This is a genomic window from Methanosarcina spelaei, from assembly GCF_002287235.1.
Lineage (GTDB): Archaea > Halobacteriota > Methanosarcinia > Methanosarcinales > Methanosarcinaceae > Methanosarcina > Methanosarcina spelaei.
In genome coordinates this window covers 1-833 of the sequence record NZ_LMVP01000337.1, presented here as the reverse complement: position 1 = coordinate 833, position 833 = coordinate 1, and the positions used below count along the sequence as shown (strand labels likewise).

General features: G+C 38.5%; 1 protein-coding gene. It reads left to right on the top strand.

Going from position 1 to position 833, the window contains the following annotated elements; translation table 11 throughout:
- Positions 1-171: 171 nt before the first annotated feature.
- A partial coding sequence (locus ASJ81_RS14285; protein ID WP_095644990.1) for a hypothetical protein occupies positions 172-833 on the top strand: 662 nt, incomplete at its 3' end.

Sequence of the window (833 nt, the reverse complement as noted above, 5' to 3'; positions counted from 1 at the left end):
GATATAGGACACAAAAAAGAAAAAATATATAAACTAGTTTTATTATTTGTCCTATATCTGTCTAGAATTTTTATAATTAGTCCAGATGTAAGAAGTATACATATAGTACAGCTATTCAATGGACAATAGCCTTTCTAGTCAAGAACATACCAAGAGGAGAGTTTAAAGAAATTGCTTCCTGAAGAGATTGAGCGAGTAAAGCCAGTTTTTACATTTATTAAAAATCCGGAGAATAAGGGAAGTTTAAGACTTCTGTTTTTGCTTTCCGTTTTCCTGTTCGTTATTATTTCTCCCGGAGCAGCTGCTTCAAGCAACTGGGAACTTACTCCCCAAAATCCTGTTGTTGGAGATATAATGAAGATAAGTGGAACCGGGTTTGAGGGAGATACTGCGAAAGTGCTGGTAACCTTTGAAAAAGATGTGACGGTCCAGGACGGAGAATATGAGTATACGCTTGAAGATGTAGTAATCCCCTCTGGCTTTGACAATAGTTTTACCGTGAAAGCGGAAGGAGCCGACGACTTAAATGTGAGAGCAAAGATGCTCTTATGGTTAACTAAAAGCGCAGAGGCAAAAGATGGCACTGCTACAGTTTCCCAGACACATGTCCCTCCAGGAAAATATAAGATCAGAATCGATGGAAAAGCAAGTGGTTCTGAGGTCAAACTCAAGATAACAGCTATGCAAGAGATAGAGGTAAATTCTGACGGAAGCCTCAGTTATGAGTATAATACTAAATCTATACCGGCAGGCGATTTTGAAGTAAAAGTTGGGGACGTTGAAAAACAGATAGAATTACAACCCTCAGAAAACCTTGACTCGGAAACAAATTC